1 protein-coding gene is annotated in these 1,551 nt (G+C 63.0%); it reads left to right on the top strand.

What is annotated here, in order from left to right:
• The first annotated feature begins 200 nt into the window (after window positions 1-200).
• The gene (locus ACXJ7R_RS32185) at window positions 201-1,550 is read left to right on the top strand and encodes an amidase (protein WP_457155324.1); all 1,350 of its coding nucleotides are present in this window, start codon (window positions 201-203) and stop codon (window positions 1,548-1,550) included.
• Window position 1,551 lies beyond the last annotated feature (1 nt).

Raw genomic sequence — 1,551 nt, 5'->3', positions numbered from 1 at the left:
GTTGGCGGCCGGCGTCCCAACAGCAGGCGATCCGAGTCTAGAGACGGCATGCAGCCACCGCAACGGACCCTGGCGTCGGCCCGCCGCGACTAGCCGAGCGAAAACGGCTGGACAGACCGGCCTCATGCTTTTATATGTTCAATGAAGCTATCTAATGTAGATAAAAGACTAATACAAATAGGTTCGACGGAACAGACCCCATGCATAGCGGTCCAACCCTTGCAAGAGAGCGATTGGAGGAGGCACTCGCCAGGATCGGCGATCCGTCGGGTGAAGGCTCCCGCGCCTGCCTGACGGTCTATGCCGACGCCGCGAGGGAGGCCGCGGATGCTGCCGACGCCCGTTCGCGCACCGGAACGCCTTTGGGTCCGCTCGATGGTGTCATTGTCAGCATCAAGGATCTCTTCGACGTCAGGGGCGAAGTAACGCGGGCGGGATCCAAGGCCCTGTTGCACGAGGGACGAGTGGCGGGGACAGACGCTCCGGCCATCCATCGGCTCCGAGCGGCCGGCGCCGTCATCGTCGCCAAGACGAGCATGAGCGAATTCGCATTTTCGGGCATCGGCACGAATCCCCATTACGGCACGCCGCGCAATCCACTCGACAGGAACCGCGTACCCGGAGGGTCGTCATCGGGGGCTGCGGTCGCGGTGGCGGACGGGTTCTGCGGCATCGGCATCGGAACCGACACTGGTGGATCGGTCAGGATTCCAGCGGCGCTGTGTGGTCTTGTCGGGTTCAAGCCGACCAAGGCTCGTATTCCGACCACGGGCGCGTACCCTCTTTCGATGACGCTCGATTCCGTCGGTTCGATCGCGCGCACGATCGACGACTGCGCGGTGTCGGTGGCAATCATGTCGGGCCAGGAGCCGCATTCTTCCCGCGCGACGTCGCTGGCTGGCTTGCGCGTTGGCGTCGCTCAAGGCCTTGTTCTCGATGGTCTTGATGGTGTGGTGTCGGAGGGCTTCGAGGCAGCGCTTGCGGCGCTCTCGTGCGCATCCGTGCTGGTCAGGGATGTCGCGGCACCTGAATTCGACGGCATGCGCGCTGTCAACCAGCGCGGCGGCATCGCCGCGGCTGAGGCCTTCGCCCTTCACCGCCATCGCTTGGACGGGAACCCGGACATTGATCCAAACATTCTGAGCCGCATTCAGAGAGGAAGCTCGATCAGTGCTGCCGACTATATCGACATGATCAGTGAACGGCAGGCCTTGGCACGAAGCTTCGATCAGCACTTCGAGGAATTGGACGTGCTGGTAATGCCGACCGTGCCGATTGTCGCGCCGACCTTCGATCAGGTCAGCACGGCTGAAGGCTTCTCGGAGCGCAATCTCATGTTGCTGCGCAACACGGCGGTCGCGAACTTCTTCGACTGTCCGGCCATAGCGCTGCCGCTGACGGGCATAGGCTCAAGTGCCAGCCTCAYGTTGGTCGGTCGGGCCGGCCAGGACGACAGGCTTCTTTCCATCGCACGCGCGGTCGAGGCCTGCTTGGCAGGCCTTGGCGGCAATCCATCGAAGCAATCGGCCACGGGCGGAGAATTCCAATGAT

The sequence above is a fragment of the Mesorhizobium sp. P5_C1 genome (assembly GCF_054049815.1).
The sequence above is the reverse complement of the archived record's forward strand: the minus strand, read 5'-3'. Positions and strand labels throughout refer to the sequence as shown.